At 70.8% G+C, this 25,611-nt stretch carries 19 protein-coding genes; 11 read left to right on the top strand and 8 right to left on the bottom strand.

From position 1 onward, the window contains the following. Window positions 1–5 precede the first annotated feature (5 nt). From ACN20J_RS18890 to ACN20J_RS18880, 3 genes are read right to left on the bottom strand one after another with little or no spacing between them, the layout of a single operon-like run. Complete coding sequence (locus tag ACN20J_RS18890) at window positions 6–962, bottom strand: hydroxymethylglutaryl-CoA lyase (protein ID WP_361920767.1); 957 nt, start codon at window positions 960–962, stop codon at window positions 6–8. Then, complete coding sequence (locus ACN20J_RS18885) at window positions 959–3,151, bottom strand: acetyl/propionyl/methylcrotonyl-CoA carboxylase subunit alpha (protein WP_419666383.1); 2,193 nt, start codon at window positions 3,149–3,151, stop codon at window positions 959–961. The genes ACN20J_RS18890 and ACN20J_RS18885 overlap by 4 nt, the downstream gene beginning before the upstream one ends. Before the next feature lie 14 nt (window positions 3,152–3,165). Then, entirely contained in the window at window positions 3,166–4,782 is a 1,617-nt protein-coding gene (locus ACN20J_RS18880; RefSeq protein ID WP_419666382.1) for a carboxyl transferase domain-containing protein, read from the bottom strand. A gap of 201 nt (window positions 4,783–4,983) precedes the next feature. Between ACN20J_RS18880 and ACN20J_RS18875 the strand changes: the two genes are divergently transcribed. From ACN20J_RS18875 to tesB, 3 genes are all read left to right on the top strand, one after another. Continuing rightward, a complete protein-coding gene (locus ACN20J_RS18875; protein WP_361920770.1) occupies window positions 4,984–5,574 on the top strand; it encodes a TetR/AcrR family transcriptional regulator in 591 nt (196 codons plus the stop codon). Between the two features lie 109 nt (window positions 5,575–5,683). After that, on the top strand, window positions 5,684–6,841 hold the full coding sequence (locus ACN20J_RS18870; protein WP_419668909.1) for an acyl-CoA dehydrogenase family protein: 1,158 nt from the start codon (window positions 5,684–5,686) through the stop codon (window positions 6,839–6,841). Window positions 6,842–6,898: 57 nt separating this feature from the next. Continuing rightward, on the top strand, window positions 6,899–7,771 hold the full coding sequence (gene tesB, locus ACN20J_RS18865; protein ID WP_419666381.1) for an acyl-CoA thioesterase II: 873 nt from the start codon (window positions 6,899–6,901) through the stop codon (window positions 7,769–7,771). A gap of 54 nt (window positions 7,772–7,825) precedes the next feature. Here the strand turns inward: tesB and ACN20J_RS18860 are convergent, their stop codons facing one another. Both ACN20J_RS18860 and ACN20J_RS18855 read right to left on the bottom strand, forming a co-directional pair. Beyond that, window positions 7,826–8,629 carry a phosphatase gene (locus ACN20J_RS18860; RefSeq protein WP_419666380.1) on the bottom strand — a complete coding sequence of 268 codons (804 nt, stop codon included), beginning with the start codon at window positions 8,627–8,629 and terminating at the stop codon, window positions 7,826–7,828. Window positions 8,630–9,085: 456 nt separating this feature from the next. After that, window positions 9,086–10,657 (bottom strand): PucR family transcriptional regulator, encoded by a 1,572-nt coding sequence (locus ACN20J_RS18855; protein WP_419666379.1) that lies wholly within the window; start codon window positions 10,655–10,657, stop codon window positions 9,086–9,088. A 206-nt stretch (window positions 10,658–10,863) separates the two neighbouring features. Here ACN20J_RS18855 and ACN20J_RS18850 point away from each other — a divergent pair, with 206 nt between their 5' ends. The 3 genes from ACN20J_RS18850 to ACN20J_RS18840 all read left to right on the top strand — a co-directional run bounded on the left by ACN20J_RS18850 (window position 10,864) and on the right by ACN20J_RS18840 (window position 15,101). Beyond that, window positions 10,864–12,339 carry a sodium:solute symporter gene (locus ACN20J_RS18850; protein ID WP_419666378.1) on the top strand — a complete coding sequence of 492 codons (1,476 nt, stop codon included), beginning with the start codon at window positions 10,864–10,866 and terminating at the stop codon, window positions 12,337–12,339. Window positions 12,340–12,402: 63 nt separating this feature from the next. After that, a complete protein-coding gene (gene speB / locus ACN20J_RS18845) occupies window positions 12,403–13,404 on the top strand; it encodes an agmatinase (protein WP_189837687.1) in 1,002 nt (333 codons plus the stop codon). Continuing rightward, the gene (locus ACN20J_RS18840; protein ID WP_419666377.1) at window positions 13,401–15,101 is read left to right on the top strand and encodes a thiamine pyrophosphate-binding protein; all 1,701 of its coding nucleotides are present in this window, start codon (window positions 13,401–13,403) and stop codon (window positions 15,099–15,101) included. The genes speB and ACN20J_RS18840 overlap by 4 nt, the downstream gene beginning before the upstream one ends. A gap of 85 nt (window positions 15,102–15,186) precedes the next feature. Here the strand turns inward: ACN20J_RS18840 and ACN20J_RS18835 are convergent, their stop codons facing one another. The 3 genes from ACN20J_RS18835 to ACN20J_RS18825 all read right to left on the bottom strand — a co-directional run bounded on the left by ACN20J_RS18835 (window position 15,187) and on the right by ACN20J_RS18825 (window position 20,180). After that, window positions 15,187–16,674 carry an FG-GAP-like repeat-containing protein gene (locus tag ACN20J_RS18835; RefSeq protein ID WP_419666376.1) on the bottom strand — a complete coding sequence of 496 codons (1,488 nt, stop codon included), beginning with the start codon at window positions 16,672–16,674 and terminating at the stop codon, window positions 15,187–15,189. 176 nt (window positions 16,675–16,850) lie between these two features. After that, complete coding sequence (locus ACN20J_RS18830; protein ID WP_055616271.1) at window positions 16,851–17,654, bottom strand: endonuclease I family protein; 804 nt, start codon at window positions 17,652–17,654, stop codon at window positions 16,851–16,853. A 237-nt stretch (window positions 17,655–17,891) separates the two neighbouring features. Further along, entirely contained in the window at window positions 17,892–20,180 is a 2,289-nt protein-coding gene (locus ACN20J_RS18825) for an ArnT family glycosyltransferase (RefSeq protein ID WP_419666375.1), read from the bottom strand. Between the two features lie 296 nt (window positions 20,181–20,476). Between ACN20J_RS18825 and ACN20J_RS18820 the strand changes: the two genes are divergently transcribed. From ACN20J_RS18820 to ACN20J_RS18800, 5 genes are all read left to right on the top strand, one after another. Continuing rightward, complete coding sequence (locus tag ACN20J_RS18820) at window positions 20,477–21,211, top strand: hypothetical protein (RefSeq protein WP_419666374.1); 735 nt, start codon at window positions 20,477–20,479, stop codon at window positions 21,209–21,211. A 290-nt stretch (window positions 21,212–21,501) separates the two neighbouring features. Then, window positions 21,502–22,416, top strand: a complete 915-nt coding sequence (locus tag ACN20J_RS18815; protein WP_190227796.1) for a serine hydrolase — start codon at window positions 21,502–21,504, stop codon at window positions 22,414–22,416. After that, the gene (locus tag ACN20J_RS18810) at window positions 22,413–23,012 is read left to right on the top strand and encodes an AAA family ATPase (protein ID WP_190227797.1); all 600 of its coding nucleotides are present in this window, start codon (window positions 22,413–22,415) and stop codon (window positions 23,010–23,012) included. Before ACN20J_RS18815 ends, ACN20J_RS18810 begins: the two co-directional genes overlap by 4 nt. Window positions 23,013–23,276: 264 nt before the next feature. Further along, window positions 23,277–24,143, top strand: coding sequence for a calcium-binding protein (locus ACN20J_RS18805; protein ID WP_419666373.1), 867 nt, complete (start codon window positions 23,277–23,279; stop codon window positions 24,141–24,143). A 429-nt stretch (window positions 24,144–24,572) separates the two neighbouring features. Further along, window positions 24,573–25,592, top strand: a complete 1,020-nt coding sequence (locus ACN20J_RS18800; RefSeq protein WP_419666372.1) for an esterase-like activity of phytase family protein — start codon at window positions 24,573–24,575, stop codon at window positions 25,590–25,592. Window positions 25,593–25,611 lie beyond the last annotated feature (19 nt).

Raw genomic sequence — 25,611 nt, 5'->3', positions numbered from 1 at the left:
GGGGATCACTCCTGGTGGGAGAGGGCACGGACGGTGCGGGACGGGCTGGGTCGGCCCAGTTGTTCGGCCATCCACACGCTGGTGGCGGTGAGACGGTCGAGGTCGACCCCGGTGTCGATGCCGAGGCCCGTCAGCATCCATACGAGGTCTTCGGTGGCGAGGTTGCCGGTGGCGCTCTTCGCGTACGGGCAGCCGCCGAGGCCGCCCGCGGACGCGTCCACCGTCGTGACGCCGTGCTGGAGCGCGGCCAGGGTGTTGGAGAGCGCCTGGCCGTACGTGTCGTGGAAGTGCACGCCGAGGGAGGAGGTGGGGATGTCCTGTTGGTTCAGGGCGGTGAGGAGCGCCCGCACATGTCCCGGGGTCGCCACGCCGATCGTGTCGCCCAGGCTCAGTTCGTCGCAGCCCATGTCGAGGAGCGCACGGCAGACCCGTACGACCTGGGGGACGGGCACAGGTCCCTCCCACGGGTCGCCGAAGCACATCGACAGATAGCCGCGCACATGGGCGTCCTGCGCCTTGGCCCGCGCGACCACCGGCTCGAACATCGCCAGCGCCTCGTCCACGGTCCGGTTGAGATTGGCCTTGGCGAAGGACTCCGTGGCACTGGCGAAGACCGCGATACGGGTCGCGCCGAGGGCCAGCGCCCGGTCCAGGCCCCGTTCGTTCGGTACGAGGACGGGGAGGGCCGTGCCCGAGAGGTCGCCCAGGTCCCGGACGAGGGGGAACAGGTCCTCCGCGTCGGCCAGTTGGGGCACCCACTTCGGGTGGACGAAGCTCGTCGCCTCGATGGTGGTGAGGCCCGCGTCGGCCAGCCGCCGTACGAACTCCGCCTTGGTCTCCGTCGGGACGGTCGCCTTCTCGTTCTGCAGCCCGTCGCGGGCGCCGACCTCGTGGATGCGGACGTGGGCCGGGAGGCCGTCGGCCGGTACGGCCATGGGCAGGCCGAGTTCGGGGGTGGTCATGCCTTCTTCTCCTCCTCCTGCGCTTCCTCGCTCGGTGCGACCACGGCCAGGATCTGGTCCATGGCGACCGTCGTGCCCGGGGTGACGTCCAGCTCGGTGACGGTGCCGGCGTGCGGGGCGGAGATGACGTGCTCCATCTTCATCGCCTCCACCACCAACAGGCTCTGGCCTGCGGTCACTTCGTCCCCGACGGCCACCTTTACGACGGTCACCGTGCCGGGCATGGGCGCGGTGAGGGAGTCCGCGCCCGCGTGTGCCGCGCCGGTGAGGGAGGCGGCGACGGGGTCGTGGTCCAGGAGGTTCCAGGCGTCACCGTCTCGGCCGATCCAGGTGCCGGCCTGGTGGAAGGTGTGGGTGATGCCGTCGAGGTGGAGGGTGACGGTGGAGGGCTGTGACAAGCGGTTCTCTTCCCCAGACCCACCCCTTCCCGAAACCGGGGGCAGGCCCCCAGACCCCCAGGAGATGGCGGCTTCGCCACTGGACTCATGGACGGGTTCGGCTGCGCCGTCCACGCCGTCGAGCCGGAACTCCGCGCCCTCCGCCGTGCCCCGCACGCGGACGGTCACGGGGTCGTGGCCGGGCACCCGGAGGTGGTGCACGATCCAGGCGTGCTCCCCGCCGAGCCGCCACCCACTGGGCACGGAGAACGGATCGACCCAGCCCGACTCATTCAGCCCGTCCGGCGTTTGAGGACGAGGCCGTTCAGGCCGATTGGCGCTTCGGGAAGGGGTGGGGCCGGGGAAAAGAGCCGCCTGTCGCAGCAACCCGCCCACCACATACACCTCCGGCGGAACCCCGGTCGAGACCAGCCCCTCGACCTCCCGCTCCACCAGCCCCGTGTCCAACTCCCCCGCCACAACCGCAGGGTGGGCCAACAGCCTCCGCAGGAACCCCGCGTTCGTCTGCACCCCCAACGTCACCGTCCCCGCCAACGCCCCGCGAAGCCGCCGCAGCGCGGTCGCCCGGTCCGGCCCGTACGCGATGACCTTGGACAGCATCGGGTCGTACAACGACCCGACCTCCGTGCCCTCGGACAGCCCCGAGTCCGTACGGATGCCGTCCCCCTGGGGCTCGTGCAGCCGCAGGACCGTACCGCCGGACGGCAGGAACCCCCGCGCCGGATCCTCGGCGCAGATCCGGGCCTCGACGGCGTGCCCGGTGAGCGTGATGTCCTCCTGGGCGAAGCCGAGCCGCTCGCCCGCCGCCACCCTCAACTGCCACTCCACCAGGTCGATCCCGGTGATCATCTCGGTCACCGGATGCTCGACCTGGAGACGCGTGTTCATCTCCATGAAGTAGTACGAGGACACGGGGGGTTCGGGGGGTGTCCCCCCGATGGGCACAGTGACGCCCGGCATGATGAACTCGACCGTGCCCGCCCCCGAGTACCCGCACGAGCGGGCCGCCTGGACGGCCGCCTCGCCCATCGCGGCCCGGGTCTTCTCGTCGAGGAAGACGCTGGGAGCCTCCTCGATGATCTTCTGGTGCCGGCGCTGGAGGGAGCACTCGCGCTCGCCGAGATGTACGACGTTCCCGTGGCCGTCCGCGAGGACCTGGATCTCGATGTGCCGCGGTCGGTCGATCCACCGCTCGACGAGGAGCGTGTCGTCGCCGAAGGAGGCCCGCGCCTCCCGCCGCGCGGCGGCGATCTCGTCCGCCAGCACGGAGGCGTCCCGCACGAGCCGCATCCCCTTGCCACCACCGCCCGCCGACGGCTTCAGCAGCACGGGCATCCCGATCTCCCGGGCCGCGGAAGCCAACTCCGCGTCCGTGAGCCCACTGCCGGACGACCCCGGCACCACCGGTACCCCCGCCGCCTTCACCGTCTCCTTGGCGCGGATCTTGTCGCCCATGAGCGAGATGGCATCCGCCGGAGGCCCGATGAAGACGAGCCCGGCATCGGCGCATGCCCGCGCGAACTCGGCGTTCTCCGCCAGGAATCCGTACCCGGGGTGCACCGCCTGAGCGCCCGTCCTCGCCGCCGCCTCCAGCAGGCGTTCCGCCGACAGATAGCTCTCGGCGGCCGGCGCCGGACCGATCCGTACCGCCGTGTCCGCCTCGCGCACGTGCCGGGCGTCAGCGTCCGCGTCCGAGAAGACGGCCACCGAGCGGACGCCCAGCGACCGGAGCGTACGGATGACCCGTACGGCGATCTCGCCCCGGTTGGCCACAAGTACCGTGTCGAACATCGTCGTCCGTCCCCTTACATCCGGAAGACGCCGAACTGGGGGTCACCCAGCGGGGCGTTCGCGCAAGTCGTCAGAGCGAGTCCCAGCACCTGCCGGGTCTCCATCGGGTCGATCACACCGTCGTCCCAGAGCCGGGCCGTGGCGTAGTAGGCGTTGCCCTGGGTCTCGTACTGGGCGCGGATCGGAGCCTTGAAGGCCTCTTCCTCATCCGTCGGCCAGGACTCGCCGCGGCCCTCCAACTGGTCGCGCTTGACGGTCGCGAGGACCGAGGCGGCCTGCTCGCCGCCCATGACCGAGATCTTGGCGTTGGGCCACATCCACAGGAAGCGCGGGGAGTACGCCCGGCCGCACATCGAGTAGTTGCCCGCGCCGTACGACCCGCCGACCACCACCGTCAGCTTCGGTACGCGGGTGCAGGCGACGGCCGTGACCATCTTCGCGCCGTGCTTGGCGATGCCCCCAGCCTCGTACTGACGGCCCACCATGAAGCCCGAGATGTTCTGCAGGAACACCAGCGGGATGCCGCGCTGGTCGCACAGCTCGATGAAGTGGGCGCCCTTCTGGGCGGACTCGGAGAACAGGATGCCGTTGTTCGCGACGATCCCGACCGGGTGGCCGTGGATCCGGGCGAAGCCGGTGACGAGGGTCTGCCCGAACTCCGCCTTGAACTCGGCGAACCGCGAGCCGTCGACCACGCGCGCGATGACCTCGCGTACGTCATAGGGGGTGCGGGAGTCGACCGGCACCGCGCCGTACAGCCCGGCCGGGTCCACCTTCGGCTCGATGCCCTGTGTGACCGACCAGGGGAGGGGGCCGCGGTCGGGGAGTGTGGAGACGATGGTCCGGACGATCCGCAGCGCGTGCGCGTCGTCCTCCGCGAGGTGGTCCGTGACGCCGGAGATGCGGGAGTGGACCTCGCCGCCGCCCAGCTCCTCCGCCGTGACGACCTCGCCGGTCGCGGCCTTCACCAGGGGCGGGCCGCCGAGGAAGATCGTGCCCTGGTTGCGCACGATCACGGCCTCGTCGCTCATCGCCGGGACGTACGCCCCGCCGGCCGTGCACGAGCCGAGGACGGCCGCGATCTGCGGGATGCCGGCCCCCGACATCCGGGCCTGGTTGTAGAAGATCCGCCCGAAGTGCTCGCGGTCGGGGAAGACCTCGTCCTGCATGGGGAGGAAGGCGCCGCCCGAGTCCACCAGGTAGACGCAGGGGAGGTGGTTCTCCAGGGCCACCTCCTGGGCGCGCAGGTGCTTCTTCACCGTCATCGGGTAGTACGTGCCGCCCTTGACCGTGGCGTCGTTGGCGATCACCACGCACTCGCGGCCGCTCACCCGGCCGATCCCGGCGATGACGCCCGCGGCCGGGGCCTGCCCGTCGTACAGCCCGTCGGCCGCCAGCGGGGCCAGCTCCAGGAAGGGCGAGCCGGGGTCGAGGAGCGTGTCCACGCGGTCGCGCGGCAGCAGCTTGCCGCGGGCGGTGTGCCGGGCACGGGCCCGCTCACCGCCGCCGAGACGGGCCGCGGCCAGCTTGCCCCGCAGCTCGTCGACGAGCGTGCGGTGCGCCTCCTCGTTGGCCCGCCAGGCCTCCGCCGCGGGGTCCCCCGCGGTCGTCAGCTCCGGTGCCTCGTGCATTCTGCGGTCCCCTCACCCGGTGGTCACCGGTCCATGAACCAAGCCGTCAGCAGTCCATGAGCCAAGTCGCCAGTGGCCCATGAACCAAGTCGTCAGCGATCCATGAACCAAGGTCTGGTCGGCCCATGAATCAGGTTAATGAGCGTTAACGCGTTTCCTTCAGGTTAACGAGCGCTAACCTCCCTGTCTAGAATTGCGTCCATGGCCACGAGAACCGACGCCCCCACCCGCCGCGAGCAGATCCTCAAGGAGGCCGCGCGGCTCTTCGCCGAGCGCGGTTTCCACGGGGTCGGGGTCGACGAGATAGGGGCGGCGGTCGGCATCAGCGGCCCCGGCCTGTACCGGCACTTCCCCGGCAAGGACGCGATGCTCGCCGAGCTGCTGGTGGGGATCAGCGGGCAGCTGCTGACCGGCGGCAAGCGCCGGCTGGCGGAGTCCGACGGGAATCCCGAGGCGCTCCTCGACTCGCTCATCGAGGGGCACATCGACTTCGCGCTCGACGACCGCCCCTTGATCACCCTGCACGACCGCGAGCTGGACCGCCTCCGGGACAGCGACCGCAAGCTGGTGCGGCAGCTGCAGCGGCAGTACGTCGAGCTGTGGGTGGAGGTCGTCCGCGAGGTCTATCCGGCACTGGCCGAACCGGCGGCCCGCTCGGCGGTGCACTCGGTGTTCGGACTGCTGAACTCCACCCCCCACCTGGGCCGCCCCGGCGCCCTCCCGGGCCGCGCGGGCACGGCGGAGCTGCTCCATCGCATGGCGAGAGGCGCCTTCGCGGCCGCCGCGGCGTGACGAGCGTTACGCGGGTGCTCCTCTGGACGCTGCCGCCTACTCGCCGGTACGGTGATGTTCTGAGCAAGCGCTTAGACATGGACTCATGAGCCAGGTGGAGGTGGCGGCGGTGCGCCGTACGGTGTTCAACGAGGATCACGAGGCGTTCCGGGAGACCCTCCGGGCCTTCATCGAGGCCGAGGTCGTTCCCGTCTACGACGAGTGGTTCGCGGCCGGCCAGGCGCCGCGCGACTTCTACTACAAGCTCGCCGAGCTGGGCGTCTTCGGCATCCGCGTGGACGAGGAGTTCGGCGGCGCCGGCATCGACTCGTACAAGTTCGAGGCCGTGATGTACGAGGAGACCGCCCGCGCGGGTGTCTCCTTCGGCGGCTCCGGTGTGCACGTGCTGCTTGGCCTGCCCTACATCAAGGCGCTCGCCACCGACGAGCAGAAGAAGCGCTTCCTGCCGAAGTTCGTCTCCGGCGAGGAGATGTGGGCGCTGGCGATGACCGAGCCGGGCACCGGCTCCGACCTCGCGGGCATGAAGACCACCGCGAAGCTCTCCGAGGACGGCTCGCACTACGTCCTCAACGGTGCCAAGACCTTCATCACCGGTGGCGTGCACGCCGACCGTGTGATCGTCTGCGCCCGTACGTCCGCCCCGACGGCCGAGGACCGCCGCTTCGGCATCTCCCTCTTCGCCGTGGACACCAAGGCCGAGGGCTACTCGGTGGGCCGCAAGCTCGACAAGCTCGGCCTGAAGACCTCCGACACCGCCGAGCTGGCGTTCGTCGACGTGAAGGTGCCCATCGAGGACCTCCTCGGCGAGGAGAACAAGGGCTTCTACTACCTCGGCGGCAACCTGCCGTCCGAGCGCTGGGGCATCGCGTTCGGCGCGTACGCGCAGGCCGCGGCGGCCGTCCGGTTCGCCAAGGAGTACGTGCTGGAGCGCACGGTCTTCGGCAAGCCGGTCTCGCACTTCCAGAACACCAAGTTCGAACTGGCCGCCTGCCAGGCCGAGGTGGACGCCGCGCAGGCCGTCGCCGACCGCTCCCTGGAGGCCCTGGACGCGGGCGAACTCAGCCCCGCCGAGGCCGCGTCCGCGAAGCTGTTCTGCACCGAGGTCGCGCACCGCGTCATCGACCGCTGCCTCCAGCTGCACGGCGGCTACGGCTTCATGAACGAGTACCCGATCGCCCGCCTGTACGCGGACAACCGCGTCAACCGCATCTACGGCGGCACCAGCGAGATCATGAAGTCGATCATCGCCAAGGACATGGGCCTGTAGGGCCCGGAAACCAGCCGAGAAAACACCCGCGAAATCACTGCACGGTACAACTGACACATGAGTCAGGCACTTGAAGCCCTGCTCGATCTGCTCGACCTGGAGCGGATCGAGCAGGACATCTTCCGCGGCCAGTCCCGGTTCGCCGTCGTCCCCCGCGTCTTCGGCGGGCAGGTCGCCGCGCAGGCACTGGTCGCCGCGGGGCGTACGGTCCCCGACGACCGGTTCGCCCACTCCCTGCACGCGTACTTCCTGCGCGCCGGGGACGCGGGCGCGCCGATCGTCTACACCGTCGACCGGATCCGCGACGGCCGGTCCTTCACGACCCGCCGGGTGGTCGCCGTCCAGCACGGGCAGCCGATCTTCCACCTCTCCGCGTCCTTCCAGACGTACGAGGAGGGAATGGACCACCAGGCCGACATGCCGGCCGCGCCCGATCCGGAGACCCTGCCGACGGCGGCCGAACTGCTGCCGCGGTACATCGACCTGTACCGCGAACAGGGCGTCGTGGAGCGGCTGTTGGAGGCCCGCGAGGCCGTCGACCTCCGCTATGTCGACGCGCCGCCGTTCGCCAGCGTCGGGGAGGAACGCGAGCCCCGCTCCCAGGTGTGGTTCCGCACCAACGGCAAGCTCGCCGACGACCCGCTCCTGCACGTCTGCCTCGCCACGTACGTCTCCGACATGACGCTCCTCGACTCCGTACTGCTCGCCCACGGCCGCGGCGGCTGGGTCACGGGCGACGTCGTCGGCGCCTCCCTGGACCACGCGATGTGGTTCCACCGCCCGTTCCGCGCCGACGAATGGCTCCTGTACGACCAGGAGTCACCGTCCGCGTCCGGCGGGCGAGGCCTCGGCCAGGCCCGTATCTACACACAGGACGGGCGGCTGGCGGTCACGGTGATCCAGGAGGGGGTTGTACGGATTCCTCGGTGAGGGGTCTGGGGGGCCGAGGGGCCCCGCCGGGCGTGGGCTCAGTCGAGCGCGGGCTCAGTCCGTGTCGGTGTCCGTGAGGCCCGCCGCGTCCAGCAAGTACGCCGTCATCGGGTCGTAGTGGCGGGGGCTCGTGACGTGGTCGTCCATGGGGACGGTCACCTGGACCGTGCCCTCGGACTCCGCGAGGAACAGGGCTGGGTCGTTGCAGTCGGCGTAGCCCATGGAGTCGACGCCCAGTTGGCCCGCGCAGCCTGCCCAGCCGTGGTCGGCGACGACCAGGTCGGGCAGGGGGCGGCCCGCGCTCTCCAGGCCCTTCAGGATCGCGCGCATCGGCTCGCCCGAGTGGGTGTGCCACAGGGTCGCGCCGTGTTCCAGGACCGCGACGTCCGCGAACTGGAAGACGTATCCCTCGTCCGTGGTCAGGCCGTCCGGGATCACGACGATCTCGCAGCCGGCGGAGCGGAGGGCGGCTGCGGTGGCTCGGTGTACGTCGAGGAGGCCGCCCGGGTGGCCCGTCGCGAACAGCACCCGCTGCCTGCCCGCTGCCGCCTTGCGCAGTCGGCCCGCCATCCGCTCCAGGGCGTCGACCGTCAGGTCCGGGTCGATGGTGTCCTGGCCGTAGCGGTACTCCGGGTCGTCGTTCACGCCGCATCGCTCGGCCATGACCGCCAGGACGTCCTGCTCGTCGGTCCAGCGGTCGCCGAGCTCCAGGCCGAGCCAGTAGTTGCGGTCGCCGTTCGCCAGCTTGCGGTAGTGGGAGAGGTTGTTCTCGCGGGGGGTGGCTACGTCGCCCGCGATACGCGTCCGTACGAGGTGGTCGACAAGGTCGGCGCGGCTGGGGGTCCCGGGTATCGGCATGCCTCCCATTCTGCCGGTGCGGTCCGCTGGGTGGCGCCGGTGTATCGAACCGTGGGACATGGGTCACTCGGGGTTTGGGGTGGGGGTGGGGGGGATTCCGTGGTGCGGCGACGGTACGACCGGGTTCTCGCCCCCGCCGCCCCTACCCGTCCCGCCCCTGGGGGCTGCCGCCCCCAGACCCCCGCATCGCGCTGAACGCGCTCGTCCTCAAACGCCGGACGGGCTGGGTGGGGGCTGGAGTGGGTGGGTGGGTTGAACGGGGCTGGGTGGGAGATCGGCCTGAACGGCCTTGTCCTCAAACGCCGGACGGGCTGAGATGCGCCTGGACTGGGCTATAGAGGTTCGGCCCTGCCGCGCAATCTTTCAGCCCCTCCGGCGTTTGAGGAGCGGGGGTTCGGGGGCTGGCCCCCGAAAAGGGACGGGAATGGGTAGGGGCGGCGGGGGCGAGGAACGTTTTTACGCGTGCCGCAGCGCGAACCACAGCTCCATGCGGACGTCCGGGTCGTCCAGGTCCGTCGACAGGAGGGTCGCGCAGCGGGTGATGCGTTGGCGGACCGTGTTGCGGTGGACGGAGAGGGCGACGGCCGTGCGGTCCCAGCTGCCGTGGAGGGAGAGCCAGGTTCGGAGGGTCTCCGTCAGGGCCGGGTTCGCGGTGATGGGGGACAGCAACGTACGTGCGTGGGCGGCGGCCTCCGTCGGTGGGACCAGGTCGGTGAGGCCCTGGTGTTCGCCGTGGCGGACCAGGCGGGCTCGGGTCGCCCTCGCGCGGGACAGGGCCCGGCCCGCCTGCGTGTCCGCGGATGCCCAGTCGTGGGAGCCGACCGGGGCACTCACCCCGCACGTCCAGCCCGGCTGGACGGTCAACTCACGGTGGCCCGCGGGCACCAGGACCCGTACGACGTCACCGTCCACATCCACCAGCGCCGAACCGAGCGCCGCCCCCAGCGCGGACGCGGTCACGGCGTCCGGCGCCGGACCGTCCGGCCGCGCGTGTACCACCACCCAGCGCTCACCCCCGCCCAGCAGCGGAGCGACCTCCTCCGGGGCGGCGCCCAGCAGTAGCCGTACGAGGGCCGAGGAGCGGGCCGCACCCGTGCTGCTCTGGTGTTCGCCGGTGAGGAGGGAGAGGAGTACGGCCCCGACGGACGCGATCGTGTGGTCGCCGGGGTCGCGGCGCGGGGCGGCCACGCCCAGCACGAAACCCTGCCCGGTGCCGAGGACGTACGCCGCGAGGTGGACCCCGGCGGCGGTGTCACTCGCGGAGGAGGGAGTGGGGCCCCCGCCGCCCCCGCTCGCACTCACGCTCCCGGAACCGTCCCTCGTAGTCGGCCGCACCACCGCCACCAGCCCCGCCAGCGCCCCGCTCACCTCGCCGCCCCCGCCCGCGCCGCCGGCCCCCGGCATCCGCCCCGCCGAAGCCACCTCCCCGCCGTCCGGGGCGTACAGCGTGGCCCGGCCGCCCACCCGCTGGGCGAGTTGGCGCAGGACCGACGGGACGGGGTCCGGGCGGGCCGCCGCGGCGGCCAGGCTCTGCTGGGCCTCCGTGACGCGGCGGAGTTCGGTGTGGCGGGCCTGAGCCATGAGCTGCCAGACCGCCCGGGCCACGCCGGAGAAGGTCGTGCGGGGCGGGACCTCCATGAGCGGCAGGCCGTAGTCGTCGCAGGCCACGACGAGGGCTCGCGGGACCGTGTCGTGGACCGGGGCCACGCCGAAGCCGAGGGCGGCGCCGCCCGCCTCGACGATCCGGGAGACGTAGTCGTCGAAGTAGGTGCCCGAGCCCGCCGCCTCCGGTACATGCACCCCCGCCGTGAGCAGCAGCTCGCCGCCGAGGAGATAGGGGTACGGGTCCGCCATCTCAGAGGTGTGCGCCCAGTGGATCACCGTGGCCGAATCCTGGGGGCCCGCGATCTGCCGCAGCCCGAGGTCCTCCCGGGCCAGCAGTGCGGCGAGAGGGACGGGAGGTGTGGGTGGGACGGCAGGGGCGGGGCCTGGAACGGCAGCGTCCGGCATGGTGGACGTTTCCTCCATCGGATCCGGTGACTGTGGATGAAACGTACACTTCTTCGTTGCTTTCCGGCCACCTAGGGTCGTCCCCACCGGAGGCCGCGGGTACGGGCGGATGTCCCCGCGAACACGCCACGCCACGCGACGTCGCGAGCGGTCAGCCACCGGCGAATCCACAGCACACACCCACCCGCACGACACGCCACCGAACGCGCGAAGAGGAGCCCCCAATGGCCGTCGACTACACAGTGATCGTCGTCTATCTGGTCGGCATGCTGGCCGTGGGCTGGTGGGGCATGCGCCGCGCCAAGTCCAAGAGCGAGTTCCTGGTCGCCGGACGGCGGCTCGGACCGACGATGTACTCCGGCACCATGGCCGCGATCGTCCTCGGCGGCGCGTCCACCATCGGCGGCGTCGGCCTCGGCTACCAGTACGGGCTCTCCGGCGCCTGGATGGTCTTCACCATCGGCCTCGGGCTGCTGGCCCTGTCGATCTTCTTCTCGGCCCGCATCGCCCGGCTGAAGGTCTACACCGTCTCCGAGATGCTGGATCTCCGCTACGGCGGCCGGGCAGGTGTCATCTCCGGCGTCGTCATGTGGGCGTACACCCTCATGCTCGCGGTCACGTCGACCATCGCGTACGCCACGATCTTCGACGTCCTCTTCGACATGAACCGCACGGTCGCGATCATCCTCGGCGGCTCGATTGTCGTCGCGTACTCGACGCTCGGCGGCATGTGGTCGATCACGCTCACCGACATGGTGCAGTTCGTCGTCAAGACCATCGGTGTGCTGCTGCTCCTGCTGCCCATCGCGATCGTCAAGGCCGGCGGGTTCAGCGAGATGAAGGCGCAGCTGCCCACCGAGTACTTCGACCCGCTGGGCATCGGCGGCGAGACGATCTTCACGTACGTGCTGATCTACACGTTCGGCATGCTGATCGGGCAGGACATCTGGCAGCGCGTGTTCACCGCGGGGAGCGACCGCACCGCCAAGTGGGGCGGCACCGTCGCGGGCACGTACTGCCTGGTCTACGCGCTCGCCGGTGCCGTCATCGGCACGGCGGCCAAGGTCCTCTACCCGAAGCTGGACAGCGCCGACGACGCCTTCGCGACCATCGTGAAGGACGAACTGCCCATGGGTGTACGGGGGTTGGTCCTCGCCGCCGCCCTCGCCGCGGTGATGTCCACGTCCTCCGGAGCCCTCATCGCCTGCGCGACCGTCGCCAACAACGACATCTGGTCGCGGCTGCGCGGCGCCGTCACCACCTCCGGCACCGCCGACTCCGACGAGGAGCGCGACGAGGTCAGGGGCAACCGGGCCTTCATCCTCATCATGGGCGTCGCGGTGATCTGTACGGCGATCGCGCTCAACAACGTCGTCGAGGCCCTGACCGTCGCCTACAACCTGCTCGTCGGCGGTCTCCTCGTGCCCATCCTCGGCGGACTGCTCTGGAAGCGCGGCACCGCCCAGGGTGCCCTCGCCGCCGTCGCGGTCGGCGGCCTCGCGGTGATCGGCCTGATGGCGTCCTACGGAATCCTCGCCAACGAGCCCATCTACTACGGGCTCCTCTCCTCCCTGGCCGTCTACGTGATCGTCTCGCTGGCCACCCCCGCCACCGACCCGGCGGTCCTCGCCGCCTGGCGCGAGCGGCTTGCGGGCCGCGGCTCCGAACCCGCGTCCGAATCGGTTCCGGCTCACCAGTAGAGTCGGAGAAGCAGCACATACGCGATGAAGCGTATGAATCGCAGGAAAGAAGGCATTACCCCCATGAGCAGTTACGAGACGCCCCGCGGCCCCGTCGACTCGTCCCGCGTGCCGCGGTTCGCGGGACCCGCGACCTTCGCCCGGCTGCCCCGGCTCGACGAGGTCGGCACCACCGACGTCGCCGTCGTCGGTGTGCCGTTCGACGCGGGCGTCTCGTACCGGCCGGGGGCCCGCTTCGGCGGCAACGCGATCCGCGAGGCGAGCCGGCTCCTGCGCCCGTACAACCCGGCCCAGGACGCCTCGCCCTTCGCCCTCGCCCAGGTCGCGGACGCCGGTGACATCGCCGCGAACCCGTTCAACATCAACGAGGCCGTCGAGACCATCGAGGGCGCAGCCGACGAACTCCTCGGCACCGGCGCCCGGTTGATGACCCTCGGCGGCGACCACACCATCGCGCTGCCGCTGCTGCGCTCGGTCGCCAAGAAGCACGGCCCGGTCGCGCTGCTCCACTTCGACGCGCACCTCGACACCTGGGACACGTACTTCGGCGCCGAGTACACCCACGGCACCCCGTTCCGCCGGGCCGTCGAGGAGGGGATCCTGGACACCGAGGCCCTCTCCCACGTCGGCACGCGCGGCCCGCTCTACGGCCGGCAGGACCTCACCGACGACGAGAAGCTCGGCTTCGGCATCGTCACCTCCGCCGACATCTACCGGCGCGGCGCCGACGAGGTCGCCGACCAGCTGCGGCAGCGCATCGGCGACCGTCCGCTCTACATCTCCATCGACATCGACTGCCTCGACCCGGCCCACGCGCCCGGCACCGGCACCCCCGAGGCCGGCGGCATGACCTCCCGCGAACTCCTGGAGATCCTGCGCGGCCTGGCCTCCTGCCACCTGGTCTCCGCCGACGTCGTGGAGGTCGCCCCCGCGTACGATCACGCCGAGATCACCTCCGTCGCCGCGTCCCACACGGCGTACGAACTGACCACCATCATGTCCCGCCAGATCGCGCAGGCCCGCGAGAAGAACGCGCAGGCGCCCGAGGAGACCGACGCCAAGTGACCCACGACCACGACCTGGTGCTCCGCCCGACCGCCGCGCAGACGGAGGCCGCACTCAACCCGCCCCCCGGACGCAACGGCGGAGACCTGGTCGTGGAGACCCTCACCGGTCTCGGCGCGACCACCGTCTTCGGCCTGCCCGGCCAGCACGCGCTCGGCATGTTCGACGCGCTGCGCCGCTCCGACCTCGCCTACATCGGCCTGCGGGTCGAGAACAACGCCGGGTTCGCGGCCGACGCGTACGGCCGGATCACCGGCGAGGCGGCCCCGCTGCTCCTGTCGACCGGCCCCGGCGCGCTGACCTCGCTGGCCGCGCTCCAGGAGGCCGCCGCCGCGAGCGCCCCCGTCCTCGCCATCAGCAGCCAGATCCCCGGCGCTGGACTCGGCGGCGGACGGCACGGCTATCTGCACGAACTCCCCGACCAGCAGGCCTCGTTCAGGGGCGTCGTGAAGTCCGTCCACACCGTCCGTACGCAGTCGCAGATCCCGTCCGCGATCGCCGAGGCCTGGGAATCGGCGCTCACCGCCCCGCACGGCCCGGTCTGGGTCGAGATCCCGCAGGACGTGCTGCTCGCCGAGACGTCACTGCCCGTCGTCACGGCCGCGGACGCCGCGCCCCACGACCTGCCGCCCCGCCCCGAACTGACCGCCGTGGCCGCCGACCTGCTCTCGAAGGCGGCCCGCCCCGCGATCATCGCGGGCGGCGGAGTCGTACGGTCCGACGCGTCCGGCAAGCTGCGTCAGCTCGCCGAGCGCCTCAACGCACCGGTCGTCACCACCTTCGGCGGCAAGGGCGCCTTCCCCTGGAACCACCCGCTCTCCCTCCAGTCCTGGCTGGAGGACCGGCACACCACGGACTTCCTGGAGGACGCCGACGTCCTGCTCGTCGTCGGCTCGGGCCTCGGTGAACTCTCCTCGAACTACTACACGTTCAGGCCCCGCGGCCGGGTCATCCAGATCGAGGCCGACCTCGGCAAACTGGAGTCCAACCACCCGGCCCTCGGCATCCACGCGGACGCCCGCCTCGCCCTGTCGGCGCTGCTCGAAACCCTGCCCGAAGGGACTGCTCCCGTACGGGAGGACGAGGAGGCCGCGGACCGCGTACGAACCGTGCTCGACCTCGTCCGCGAGCGCATCGACGCCCAGGAACTCACCCTGGAACAGCGAGTGTTGGCTGCCGTCCGCGAGGCCCTGCCCGACCGGTCGGCCAGCTTCTGGGACATGACGATCCTCGCCTACTGGGCCTGGTCCGCCTTCGACGCCCGCCGGCCGAACACCATGCACTCCGCCCAGGGCGCGGGCGGCCTCGGCTACGCCTTCCCGGCGGCCATCGGCGGCGCGGTCGCCGACCCGACCCACCCCGTCCTCGCGGTCTCCGGCGACGGCGGCGCGCTGTACTCCATCGCCGAACTCGCCACGGCCAGGCAGCACAACCTCGACGTGACCTGGCTCATCGTCGACGACGGGGGCTACGGCATCCTGCGCGAGTACATGACCGACGCCTTCGGCCAGGCCACGGCGACGGAACTGTCCCGCCCCGACTATGTGGCCCTCGCGGAGTCCTTCGGCGTCCCCGGCGTACGGACCACCCCGGACACCCTCGCCGACGACCTCGCCAAGTCCCTTGCCACGCCCGGCCCTTCGGTGGTCGTGCTGCCGGCGCTGCTGCGGATGTTCGCGCCGACGCACCTGGACTGAACCGCCCCTGACCCGGAGATCCGGCCCGGACATGACGGTGGGGCGGCACCAGGCCGCCCCACCGTCATGTCCGTGGACCGCTCGCTCAGCGCAGGTACGCGCCGAAGTGCGCCGCCGTGGCGGGCGCGCCGAGGTCACCGGCGCCGAACGCGAACGACGACGTGGCGGTGAGGCCGCTCGCCGTGCCCTTCAGCACCCAGACCGCGCCGTTCTGGGCGTTCTCGGCCGTGGAACCGGCCGCGAGGTCGGAGTGACCGTCGCCGTTGAGGTCCAGGAGAGCGGTGGTCACACCGAACTCGTCGCTGTTCTCGGCGACTCCGGGGATACCGGCGGTGTTCTGGTGGAAGGTCTTCGTTCCGGCGCCCGTGGCGCCGGAGGCGCTGCCGGGGACCAGGGCGATCGAGCCGGCGTCGTAGATGTCGCCGATGTCCTCGCCCGGGATGCCGAGCGCGATGTCGGCGTAGCCGTCACCCGTGACGTCCGCGACCGAGACCGACCCGCCGATCTCGTCCTCCTCTTCCTCGACTCCCGGGAACCCGGGGCTGTCCTGGTTGAAGGTCTGGACGCGGTCCGAGGACAGGCCGGTGGCCGAACCGAGAGCGACCTTGACGGTGCCGCTGCCCCAGTCGTTGCCGACCACGACGTCGTCGAAGCCGTCCTTGTTGACGTCCCCGACGCCGGTGCCCGTCTTGTTGCCGGCGGCCTCACCGGGGACCCAGCCGCTCTTGAAGCCGGTGCTGCCGCCACCGAGGAGCAGGCGGTTGCCGTAGACGCCGTCGCCCTTGTACTCCCAGACAACGATGTCGTCCTTGCCGTCACCGTTGACGTCACCGGTCTCGGTGGAGGTGTAGGGGCCGCTGATGGAGTCGGCGTCCTCCTCGCAGCCGCCGTTGGTGGCGCAGGAGGCGTCGTCGGCGTCGTAGCCCCACCACAGGGACTTGTCCAGGACGGGCAGGACGGCGGTGGGCGTGCCGGTCCGCGAGATCGGGCCCTTCCACACGGCGGCGGCGCTGCTGGGGGCTTCGTCGCCGAAGGAGGACACCTGCTCGAACAGGGCGAGGTCCGTCTTGCCGTCGCCGTCGAAGTCACCGGCCGTGGGGGACTGGCCGTACCCGGCTATCGCCGTGCCGCCGGTGAGTCCGGAGGCGGAGCCCCACAGGACGACGGAGCCGGCCTTGCCGCCCGAGATCACCAGGTCGCTGAAGCCGTCGCCGTCGAGGTCACCCTTGGTGAAGTTGGTCCCGAAGCGCTCGCTCGCCACGGCGGAGCCGGGAACGCCGCTGGTGGAGCGGCTGATGAGCTTCTTGTTGGAGGCTGAGACGCCACTGGCGGAGCCGTACGTGACGGCCACATAGCCCGCCTTGGCCTTGCTCGAGATCGTGGCGTTGGGGGCTCCCACGACCAGGTCGGCGTATCCGTCGCCGTTGAAGTCGTCCTGCGCGTCCGCGGACCCGGTGGCCGCCTGCGCCGAGCCCCCGGTGAGGGCCATGGCGCCGAATCCTCCGGCGAGCAGCACCGCGGCTGCCAGGGGTGCGGTGAGCGCGGTACGAGTTCGGCGGTGTGCTCGGGACATACGTAAGCCTTTCGAGTCGGTCGGTTCTGCACGCGGAATGCCGCGTTCAGTCAGTTCGACTCGATCGGAGCGCCCCCAGTTGTACGCCCCAATGTCATGGGTTCGTAACCGAGGGGACAGATGTGGCGCTGAACTCCCTTTCTGTCACAGGGAGTTCAGCGCGGGTCACCGTCGGTCTACCAGATCGCCTCGACCCACTCGGGGTGGTCGATGAACGGGTTCCGGTTGCCCTGGTAGTTCGAGTAGATGAGCTCGTTGCGGCGCTCCTCGAAGGCGCTGGGCGGGTCCGCCTCGTTCCACTGCTTCAGGACCGAGAGGCGGCCGTGGTAGGGGACGCTGCCGTTGGTGACGGCGTCGTTGGGCTCCAGGTCCTCCCACGCATCGTCGCCCTCGTAGCGGACGGCCATGTAGAGGATCATGCGGGCCACGTCGCCCTTGACGGCGCTGCGGGGCTCGAAGGAGTTCGAGTCGGTGAGGCTGCCGCCGCTGTTGGTGAAGCTGCTGCCGCCGTTGTCGAAGTCCTTGTTGCCGCGGATGCTGTTGACCTGGACGTCCTCGGGGCGCAGGTGGTGCAGGTCCGTGCCGGGGCCGGCCGAGGTGCCGAAGTCGCCGTGCGACTGGGCCCACGTGTGCTCGCGGTTCCAGTTGCCGGTCGCGCCGCCGTTGAGGGTCTTGCTCCGCGAGATGCCGGAGTACAGCAGGACCACGTTGCTGCTGTTGTTCGGGTCCTGGTCGGTGACCTTGAGCGCGTTCCAGACCGCGGAGTACGAGATCGCGGTCTGGTCGCTGATGATCGAGTGCAGCGAGCTCTTGAGGGCCGTGCCGGTCTTGCCGATCGCGCCCGCGTAGTACGTGTCGTCGTACGCGGTGGTAGTTGCCGCGGCGGGGGTCGCGGCGACCGTCGGGAGCGTGAGGCCGACGAGGACGGCGGATACGCCTACCGCCAGCGCCTTCCAACTGCCTTTGTGCGCAACGGACATGGGGGTGCCCTTTCCCGGGAACGGCACGCGCCGGGACGCGGGATCCTGCTCAACGGGCCCGCGTTCTACGCGTGTTGACACTTCGGTCAATCGGGAGCGTGACATGGACATGGGGTCGCTCGTGTAACCGGGAGGAGGCGTTTGTGTGACGTTCTTGCATACGACGCAACCCCTGGCCGTTGCCGGTCCAGGGGCTGCGAAGAGCGAGGGTTCTCCCCAATCGGGGGAGGGTTTGCCCTAGTTGACGTCCGAGGCGTCCAGGCGGTAGAGCGCCTGGGTGTTCTGAGTGCTCTGGGAGTCGGTGGAGGAATCGGACGACGAGGAGTCGGTACCGCCGTACTCGCTCGCCTTCACCGCCGTCGCGTGTTCCTGGACCCAGGCGGTCACCTCGGAGCTGGCGCTGTCACCGCCGCCCATGCCACCGCCGCCGCCCATGCCGCCGCCGAGCACGATGTAGTGCAGCTCGCCCTTCTTCACGAGCTCCTTCAGCTTGGCGAGGGTCATGGCCTTGTCGCTGCCGGACCAGCCCCACATGGAGATGACGGGCTGCTTGGTGCTGACGATCAGCTGGGCCGCGCTCTGCGAACTGGACACCGCCACCAGCCACTTGGCGCCGTCGCGGTGCTTCTCCAGGTACGTGACCATCGCGCTGTCGGCGCCGCCGCCGGGACCGCCGCCCATGCCACCGCCGCCCGCGCCACCGGGCCGGGAGGTGGTGCCGCCCTGTTCGCCGGTGCCGGAGGTGCCGTTGGGCGGGGTGCCGGTCTGGCCGTTGCCCTGCTCCTGGCCACCCTGCTGCTGGCCGCCGCCGGGCAGCTGGCCGCTGGGGGCGCCGCTGGGCGGTGTGCCCGTCTGGCCGCCACCGGGGGCCTCGCCACCCGCCTGCTGACTGCCCTGCTGCTGGCCGCCCGGGGCCTGGCCGCCGCCGGGGAAGCCGCCCCGGCCGCCACCGCCACCGCCACCGCCGCCGGGTCCGCCGCCCATGCCGCCGCCCGTGGTGGGGCCGGCCGTCGGGTTCGTACCGCTCATGCCGCCGCTCGAACCCGCGGTCACCGAGGCCGCGTACGCGGTCGGTCCGGCGAGGGAGGCGGCGACGGCCGCGGTCAGGGCGACGGCGAGCAGCCGTACGCGTCGGCCCGAGCGGAAGAGGAGGAGTCCGACGATCGCGAGGACCATCACCGCGGCGATGGTCGGCCACAGCCACGAGTTCCAGCCGGAGGCGCGGCGCAGCAGCACCACGGCCCAGATGCCGGTGGCGGCGAACGCGACGGGCAGGACCCACAGCCACTTCTTGTCGGTGCGGAAGGCGTGCAGGAGCATCAGCCCGCCGCCTCCGCACAGCGCCGCGATGCCGGGCGCCAGGGCGGTCGTGTAGTACGGGTGCATCGTGCCTTCGGCGAGGCTGAAGGTGAGGTAGTGCAGGGCGGTCCAGCCGCCCCACAGGACCAGCGCGGCCCGCGTGAGGTCCGTACGGGGGGCGCGACCGCGCAGTACGAGGCCGCCGACGAGGGCGATGGCCGTGAAGGGGAGCAGCCAGGAGATCTGGCCGCCGAGCACCTCGTTGAACATCCGGCCGATCCCGGCGGTCCCGGAGAAGCCGCCTCCGCCACCGCCTCCACCGCCGCCGTTGCCCTCGCCGCCGAAGACGCGGCCCAGGCCGTTGTAGCCCATGATCAGGTTCCAGGCGGTGCCGTCCGTCGAGCCGCCGATGTAGGGCCGGTCGGAGGCGGGCACCAGCGACACGGCCGCCGCCCACCAGAAGCTGGAGACGGCGAGGGCGACCGCGGCGATCGCGAGGTTGCGCACCCGGCGCAGCCAGCCGCCCTGGGCCGCGTACAGGTAGACCGCGAAGACGGCGGGCAGGGCGATGTACCCCTGGAGCATCTTGGTGTTGAAGGCGAGGCCGAAGCAGACGGCCGAGCCGACGAGCGGCAGGAGCCTGCCGTTGTGGACGGCGCGCAGGGCCAGGGCGGCGCCCGCGACCATCAGGAAGACGAGCAGTGTGTCCGGGTTGTTGTCGCGGTTGATGGCGACGGTGATCGGGGTGAGGGCGAGCACGAGCGCGGCGACGGCCGCGGCGCCGTGGCCCCAGACCCGCTTGACCGACGCGTGCAGGATCCAGATCGTGCCGAGGGCGGAGGCGACCAGCGGCAGCATCATCTGCCAGGTGCCGTACCCGAAGACCCGGCAGGACAGCCCCATCACCATCAGGACGAAGGGGGGCTTGTCGACGGTCATGAAGTTCCCCGCGTCCAACGACCCGAAGAACCACGCCTTCCAGCTCTGCGTACCGCTGTACACGGCGGCGCTGTAGAAGCTGTTCAGGCTGGACGAGGAGAAGTTCCAGGAGTAGAGCACCCCGGCCAGAACCATGATCGCGACCAGCGCGGGAAGCGACCAGCGGGGTGGCTTCCCGGGCTGCGCGCCGGTCTCGGCGGGAGGCGGGGAGGAGGCGTCCCGGTCCGCCGCGGGGGCGGCCTGGGCGGCCTCGGGGGCGTGGGGGTACGGATCGGTGGCAGATGTCACGCGTGCATCGTGCGAAAGCGGTGTGGGCGAGGGCTGTGGTGAACCTGGGGCCCGGCTGTGAGTGGGGGAAGGGGGGTGCCATGGAAGCGTATGAACACGTAAAGGGCCGGACGGTCGTAGATAGAGGGCGCTGATCGGCGCCAGGGCCGGACGGTCACAGAGCGCGCCGCCCGGTAACAGTTACCGGCGGTTCATACCGGCTGTGCAACAGGAGTGACCGCCGATGAACGCGCTTGCTGTGTACGGCGTTTGACGTTTGAGATCAACAAGCAAAGACGCCGAAAGGGCACCCCGACATGTCGCTCAGCCGCACCCGCTCCCGTACGCTCGCCGCCATCGGTTTCCTGGCCGCCACGGGGCTGTTCCTCACCGCGTGCGGCCCGGAGGACTCCGCCGAAGCGGGTGCCTCCTCCTCTCCCAGCGGCGCGTCCGACTCTCCCAGCGCCTCGGCCCCCGCCGGTTCTCCCGTCGCTTCCGGTGGCGCCGACGCCTCCGAGCCGCCGGCCGGTTCGGACGGTACGTTCTCCGGCACGTTGACGTTCCTGGCGCCGGGCAAGCTGCTGGTCGGTGAGCGTGCCTTCTGGGTCGCGGAGGACACGGTGATCCAGGGCGCCGGGATCTGTGGTGACCCCGAGACCGCGGGGGCGGAGAACTGCACCGCCGACCAGCTCGACGACACCGCGAAGGCCGGGAACACCAAGGCCGAGGTGTCGATCGAGAAGGGCATAGCGACCAAGGTCTTCGCCGCGGAGGGCGGGGGCGGCGACTCCTCGGAGGCGCCGGCGGGTTCGGACGGTACGTTCTCCGGCACGTTGACGTTCCTGGCGCCGGGCAAGCTGCTGGTCGGTGAGCGTGCCTTCTGGGTCGCCGAGGACACGGAGATCACGGGCGGCGACATCTGCGGTGACCCCGAGACCGCCGAGGCGGAGAAGTGCACCGCCGACGACCTGGACGCCGCCGCCGAGGCCGGCAACCTGACGGTGGAGGTGACGATCAAGAAGGGGATCGCCGGGCGGGTCACCCAGAAGTAGCCGAAGTCGTCGTAGGAGCCGAAGCAGTTGCAGCAGCCGTGACCGCTGTCGGCTGTCGGCTGTCGTACGAGGGGGGATCCGGAGTCCCCTCTCCAGGCCGCCTGGGCATCCCGGTTCCGGGCCGCCTCTGGCATTCCGCTTCTGGTCCCGAAGCCCCTGTCTCCAGGGCCCCGAGGCCGCTCAACTCCGCTTCCAGAAACCCGCGTACAACCCCCGGCCGTCCCGGTGAGTCGAGAGAGGCGAGTGTGCCGAGGCGCGCTCGTTCGTACCCAAGGGGATGGAAGTACTCGATGACTCACCGGATATCCCGGCGTACCCGTGTGTTCTGCGCGGGCCTCGGTGCCGGGGTCCTAGTGCCGCTCACCGTGGCCGTGGCACCAGCGACCGCGGCCACACCGCAGGCGACGTGCACGTCCGCCCAGCCGGCCCTGGCCACCAAACTGCAGAAGGACATCACCACGGCCCTCGCGAACCGCCAGGGCACCGTGGCCGTCGGCCTCCACGACCGGAGCACCAACACCACCTGCACGCTGAGACCGACCCAGGCCTACGACTCGGCCAGCGTCGTCAAGGTGACCGTCCTCGCCACGCTTCTGTGGGACGCCAAGAAGACCAACCGCTATCTCACCCAGCGGGAGTCCGATCTGGCCACCGCCATGATCACCAAGTCGGACAACGCGGCCACGACCAAGCTCTGGAACCAGCTGGGCACGACGAAGGTGAAGGGCTTCCTCGCCGCGGCCGGCATGACCCGGACCAAGCCCGGGGCGAACGGCTACTGGGGCCTCACCCAGATCACCGTCCAGGACGAGCAGAAGCTCCTCGCGCTGCTCACCGCCAAGAACACGGTGCTGAGCGACAACTCCCGTGCCTACGTACTCAAACTCATGGGCAAGGTCATCTCCTCGCAGCGCTGGGGCACTCCGGCGGGAGCCCCCTCCTCCGTCGCCGTCCATGTGAAGAACGGCTGGCTGTCCCGCTCCACGCACGGCTGGCGGGTCCACAGCGTGGGCACCTTCAAGGGCGCGGGCCACGACTACACGATCTCGGTCCTGACCCACGGCAACAGCACCATGAACTACGGCGTGACGACGATTCAGGCCGTGGCCAAAGCGATCCACAAGGACCTCGTGCCGACCAGAGCGCAGCGTTACACGCCCACGACCGACCCTCAGGAAGCCTTCCCGGCGGTGCCCGCTTCATGATCATCTGGCTCAACGGCGCCTTCGGCGTCGGCAAGACCACGACCGCCAGGCAGCTCACCACCCTCCTCCCGGACGCCAGGCTCCTGGACACCGAACAGGTCGGCTACATGCTCTGGCACGTCCTGGGGAAGCCCGCCCGTGACTTCCAGGAGTTCCCGCCGTGGCGCGGTCTCGTGGTGGAGACCGCGCGTCAGGTGCTCGACCATGTGGGCGGCACGCTGGTCGTGCCGCAGACCGTGCTGGAGAAGCCGTACTGGCGTGAGATCCGCACGGGACTGGTCCAGGCGGGCGTTCCCTTACGCCACTTCGTCCTGCACGCCGACCACAACACGCTCGTCGAGCGCATCCAGAACGACACGGACCCGGAGAGCGTCGGCTCCCGCCGGCGGCGCCTGGACCATCTCCACGACTACGACGAGGCGCTGCTCTGGCTGCGCGGGGAGGCCGAGTTGATCGACACCACCGGCGTCCCGCCTGCCATGGTCGCGAAACTCGTCAAGACGATGATCCGGCATCAGGGCGCCTCCGCGATGAGGGAGAACGTTCACCCGGGTTTCCGCGAGAGCTCATCCAGGAGTGTTAGAAACCCCCGCTGACCTGCGGAGTCCGGCGAAAAGAAGCGATTTTCCGGTGCAACCCTCGGCCCCGGTCCGCTGTCTGAATGGGTGATCGGAAACAACACCTGCCACACCCGTCACGGACGGCATGGACAGTACGGACCGCGCCGGCCGCACAGGTCGTGCAGGTCGCACCGGCTGTCCGATCGCCGATCGCCGATCGCGGTGAGGGCGCCGACGACGTCACCGGCGCCCTCGCCACCGACTCCATTCAGCACGCACTCCTCGAAGGGTCTCTTTCGCATGCGCGTTTTACGAAGCATCGCCGCCACCTCCACCCTCGTACTGGCTCTGGGAGGAGCCGTACTCGCCGCGCCCGCCGCCCAGGCGGACACCACGGACACGGCGGCGACCACGGCCACCGTCGAGCGCTATGACGGCGCGATCTGGTACCGGGCCGCCGCCGGACAGGTGAACGACCTCCAGATCTCCACCAAGGCGATCGACGTCGACCCGAACGAGTTCGGCGGCGACTACCTCGTCACCTTCCGGGACAAGTTCGAGATCACCATCACCAGCACGGACGTGTGTACGTACCCCTCGGCGACCGACCGCACCGTCGTGGAGTGCGTGGAGCCCGAGCCCCTGGGGTCCGACGACTCGGACATCTACGACGTGGACCTCGGTGACGGCGACGACACCGTGACGGTCGGCGACGACGTCCACACGCAGGGCACCCTCGGCGGCGGCCCGGGCGACGACGTCATCCTGGGCAAGGGGGCGAACGTCCTCAAGGGCGGGGACGGCGACGACCACCTCGAAGGCGTCGACGGCGTCTGGGTCAACGGCTCCTTCGGTGAGGCCGGCAACGACACCATCCTCACGGGCTGCGCGTACCACTGCAGCGGCGGCGCCGGGAACGACGTCCTCACGGCGACCGGCGAGGACGACCTCGGCTACACCACCCTGTACGGCGACGACGGCAACGACATCGTCCGCGGCAGCTCCGGCAACGACACCCTCTACGGCGGCCGGGGCAACGACACCCTGTACGGCCTGGGAGGCGACGACACGATCTTCGGCAACACCGGCGACGACGTGATCCACGGCGGCACGGGCAACGACACGCTCTCCGGCGGCGCGGGCAACAACAAGGTCTACCAGGACTGAGACCTGGCGCTCGGTCGGAGCCGCGTGGGTAACCGGTGCCCACGCGACTCCGGCTCTGGGCTCCCTGGAATCCTCGGGCTCCCCGGAATCCCGGGCTCGCTGGGCTTCCCGGGTCCCGGGCTTCTGGGCTCCCGACCGCCCGGCTTCTCGGCATCCCGGGATCCTCAGCCTCCTGGGCCTCCGGCCGCCCATTTCCCGGCCCCTGGCTCTCCGGCTCCCCTCGCGCTCTCCTGGCTTCCCGGCCCGCCGGGCTCCCCGGAGTCCTCGGTTCCTAGGAATCCCGGGCTTCTGGGGCTTCCCAGCCGCCCGGCCCCCGAAATCCTCCAGCTCCCCGGAATCTCCGGCTCCCCGTCTCCCTCGAATCCCCGACTCCCTGGAATTAACGGCCCGTACCCTCCCCCTCAACCCCCGTCCGCCTACCGTGACGCCATGCGCCTGAGACCACTCCTCGCCACCGTCACGGCCGCTCTGGCGGCAGCCACCTGCCTCACCGCGGCAGCGCCCGCCAACGCCCAGCGCGGGAACGCCTGTTCGCCCTCCGTCTCCATCGAGGGCTTCTCCGATGCGCTCGACAAGACGACGTACGAGGGAACGTTCGTCGGGAACTTCTCCGCGCTCGCGGTGGACCGCGACGGCAGGATCGCGGCGGTCTTCGACCGGTCCGCACTGTTCACGCTGGACCGGAAGACGCTCCGGCCCGCCTCCGTCGTCCCGCTCGCCGACGAGGCCGGTGCCGCGCTCGACTCCGAGGGGCTGGCCGTGGACCGGGACGGGACCCGGTTGGTCGCCTCCGAGACCGAGCCGTCCATACGCCGGTACGCCCGGGACGGCCGCATCCTCGACCGTCTCCCAGTACCGGACGCGCTCAGGGTCGCCCCCGCGGGCCGGGCCACCTCGAACCAGACCTTCGAGGGGCTGACCTTCCTCCCCGGCCGCCGCACCCTGCTGGCCGGCATGGAGGGCTCCCTCGCGGGGGACACCACGGGCATCGTCCGCTTCCAGACCTGGGAGCGGCAGCGGGGCCACTTCGCCCTGGACGCCCAGTACGGCTACCGCACCGACACCGGCCTGAACGTCTCCGAGACCACGGCCACCCCCGACGGACGCCTCCTCGTCCTGGAACGCGGCTTCACCGCGGGCGTCGGCAACACGGTCAGGCTCTACCTGGCCGACCTGCGCCGTGCCACGGACACGTCCGGCATCGACACCCTGACGGGCCAGAGCGGCGTACGCCTCGTGCGCAAGACCCTGCTCGCCGATCTCGTGAACTGTCCTTCACTCGGCGCCCAGGCCAAGCAGCCGCAGCCCAACCCGCTTCTCGACAACATCGAGGGCCTCGCCGTCACGGGCGGCGGCGGCCACGGCCGGCTGAACCTGCTGCTCGTCAGCGACGACAACCAGAACCCGGTCCAGATCACCCGCTTCTACTCCCTCCGGGTCCGCCTCTGATCCCTCCGGGTCCGCCGCC

Origin of the sequence: Streptomyces sp. 2-1 (assembly GCF_048564895.1) — a bacterium.
In the GTDB taxonomy this organism is placed as follows: Bacteria; Actinomycetota; Actinomycetes; order Streptomycetales; family Streptomycetaceae; genus Streptomyces; species Streptomyces phaeochromogenes.
The sequence above is the reverse complement of the archived record's forward strand: the minus strand, read 5'-3'. Positions and strand labels throughout refer to the sequence as shown.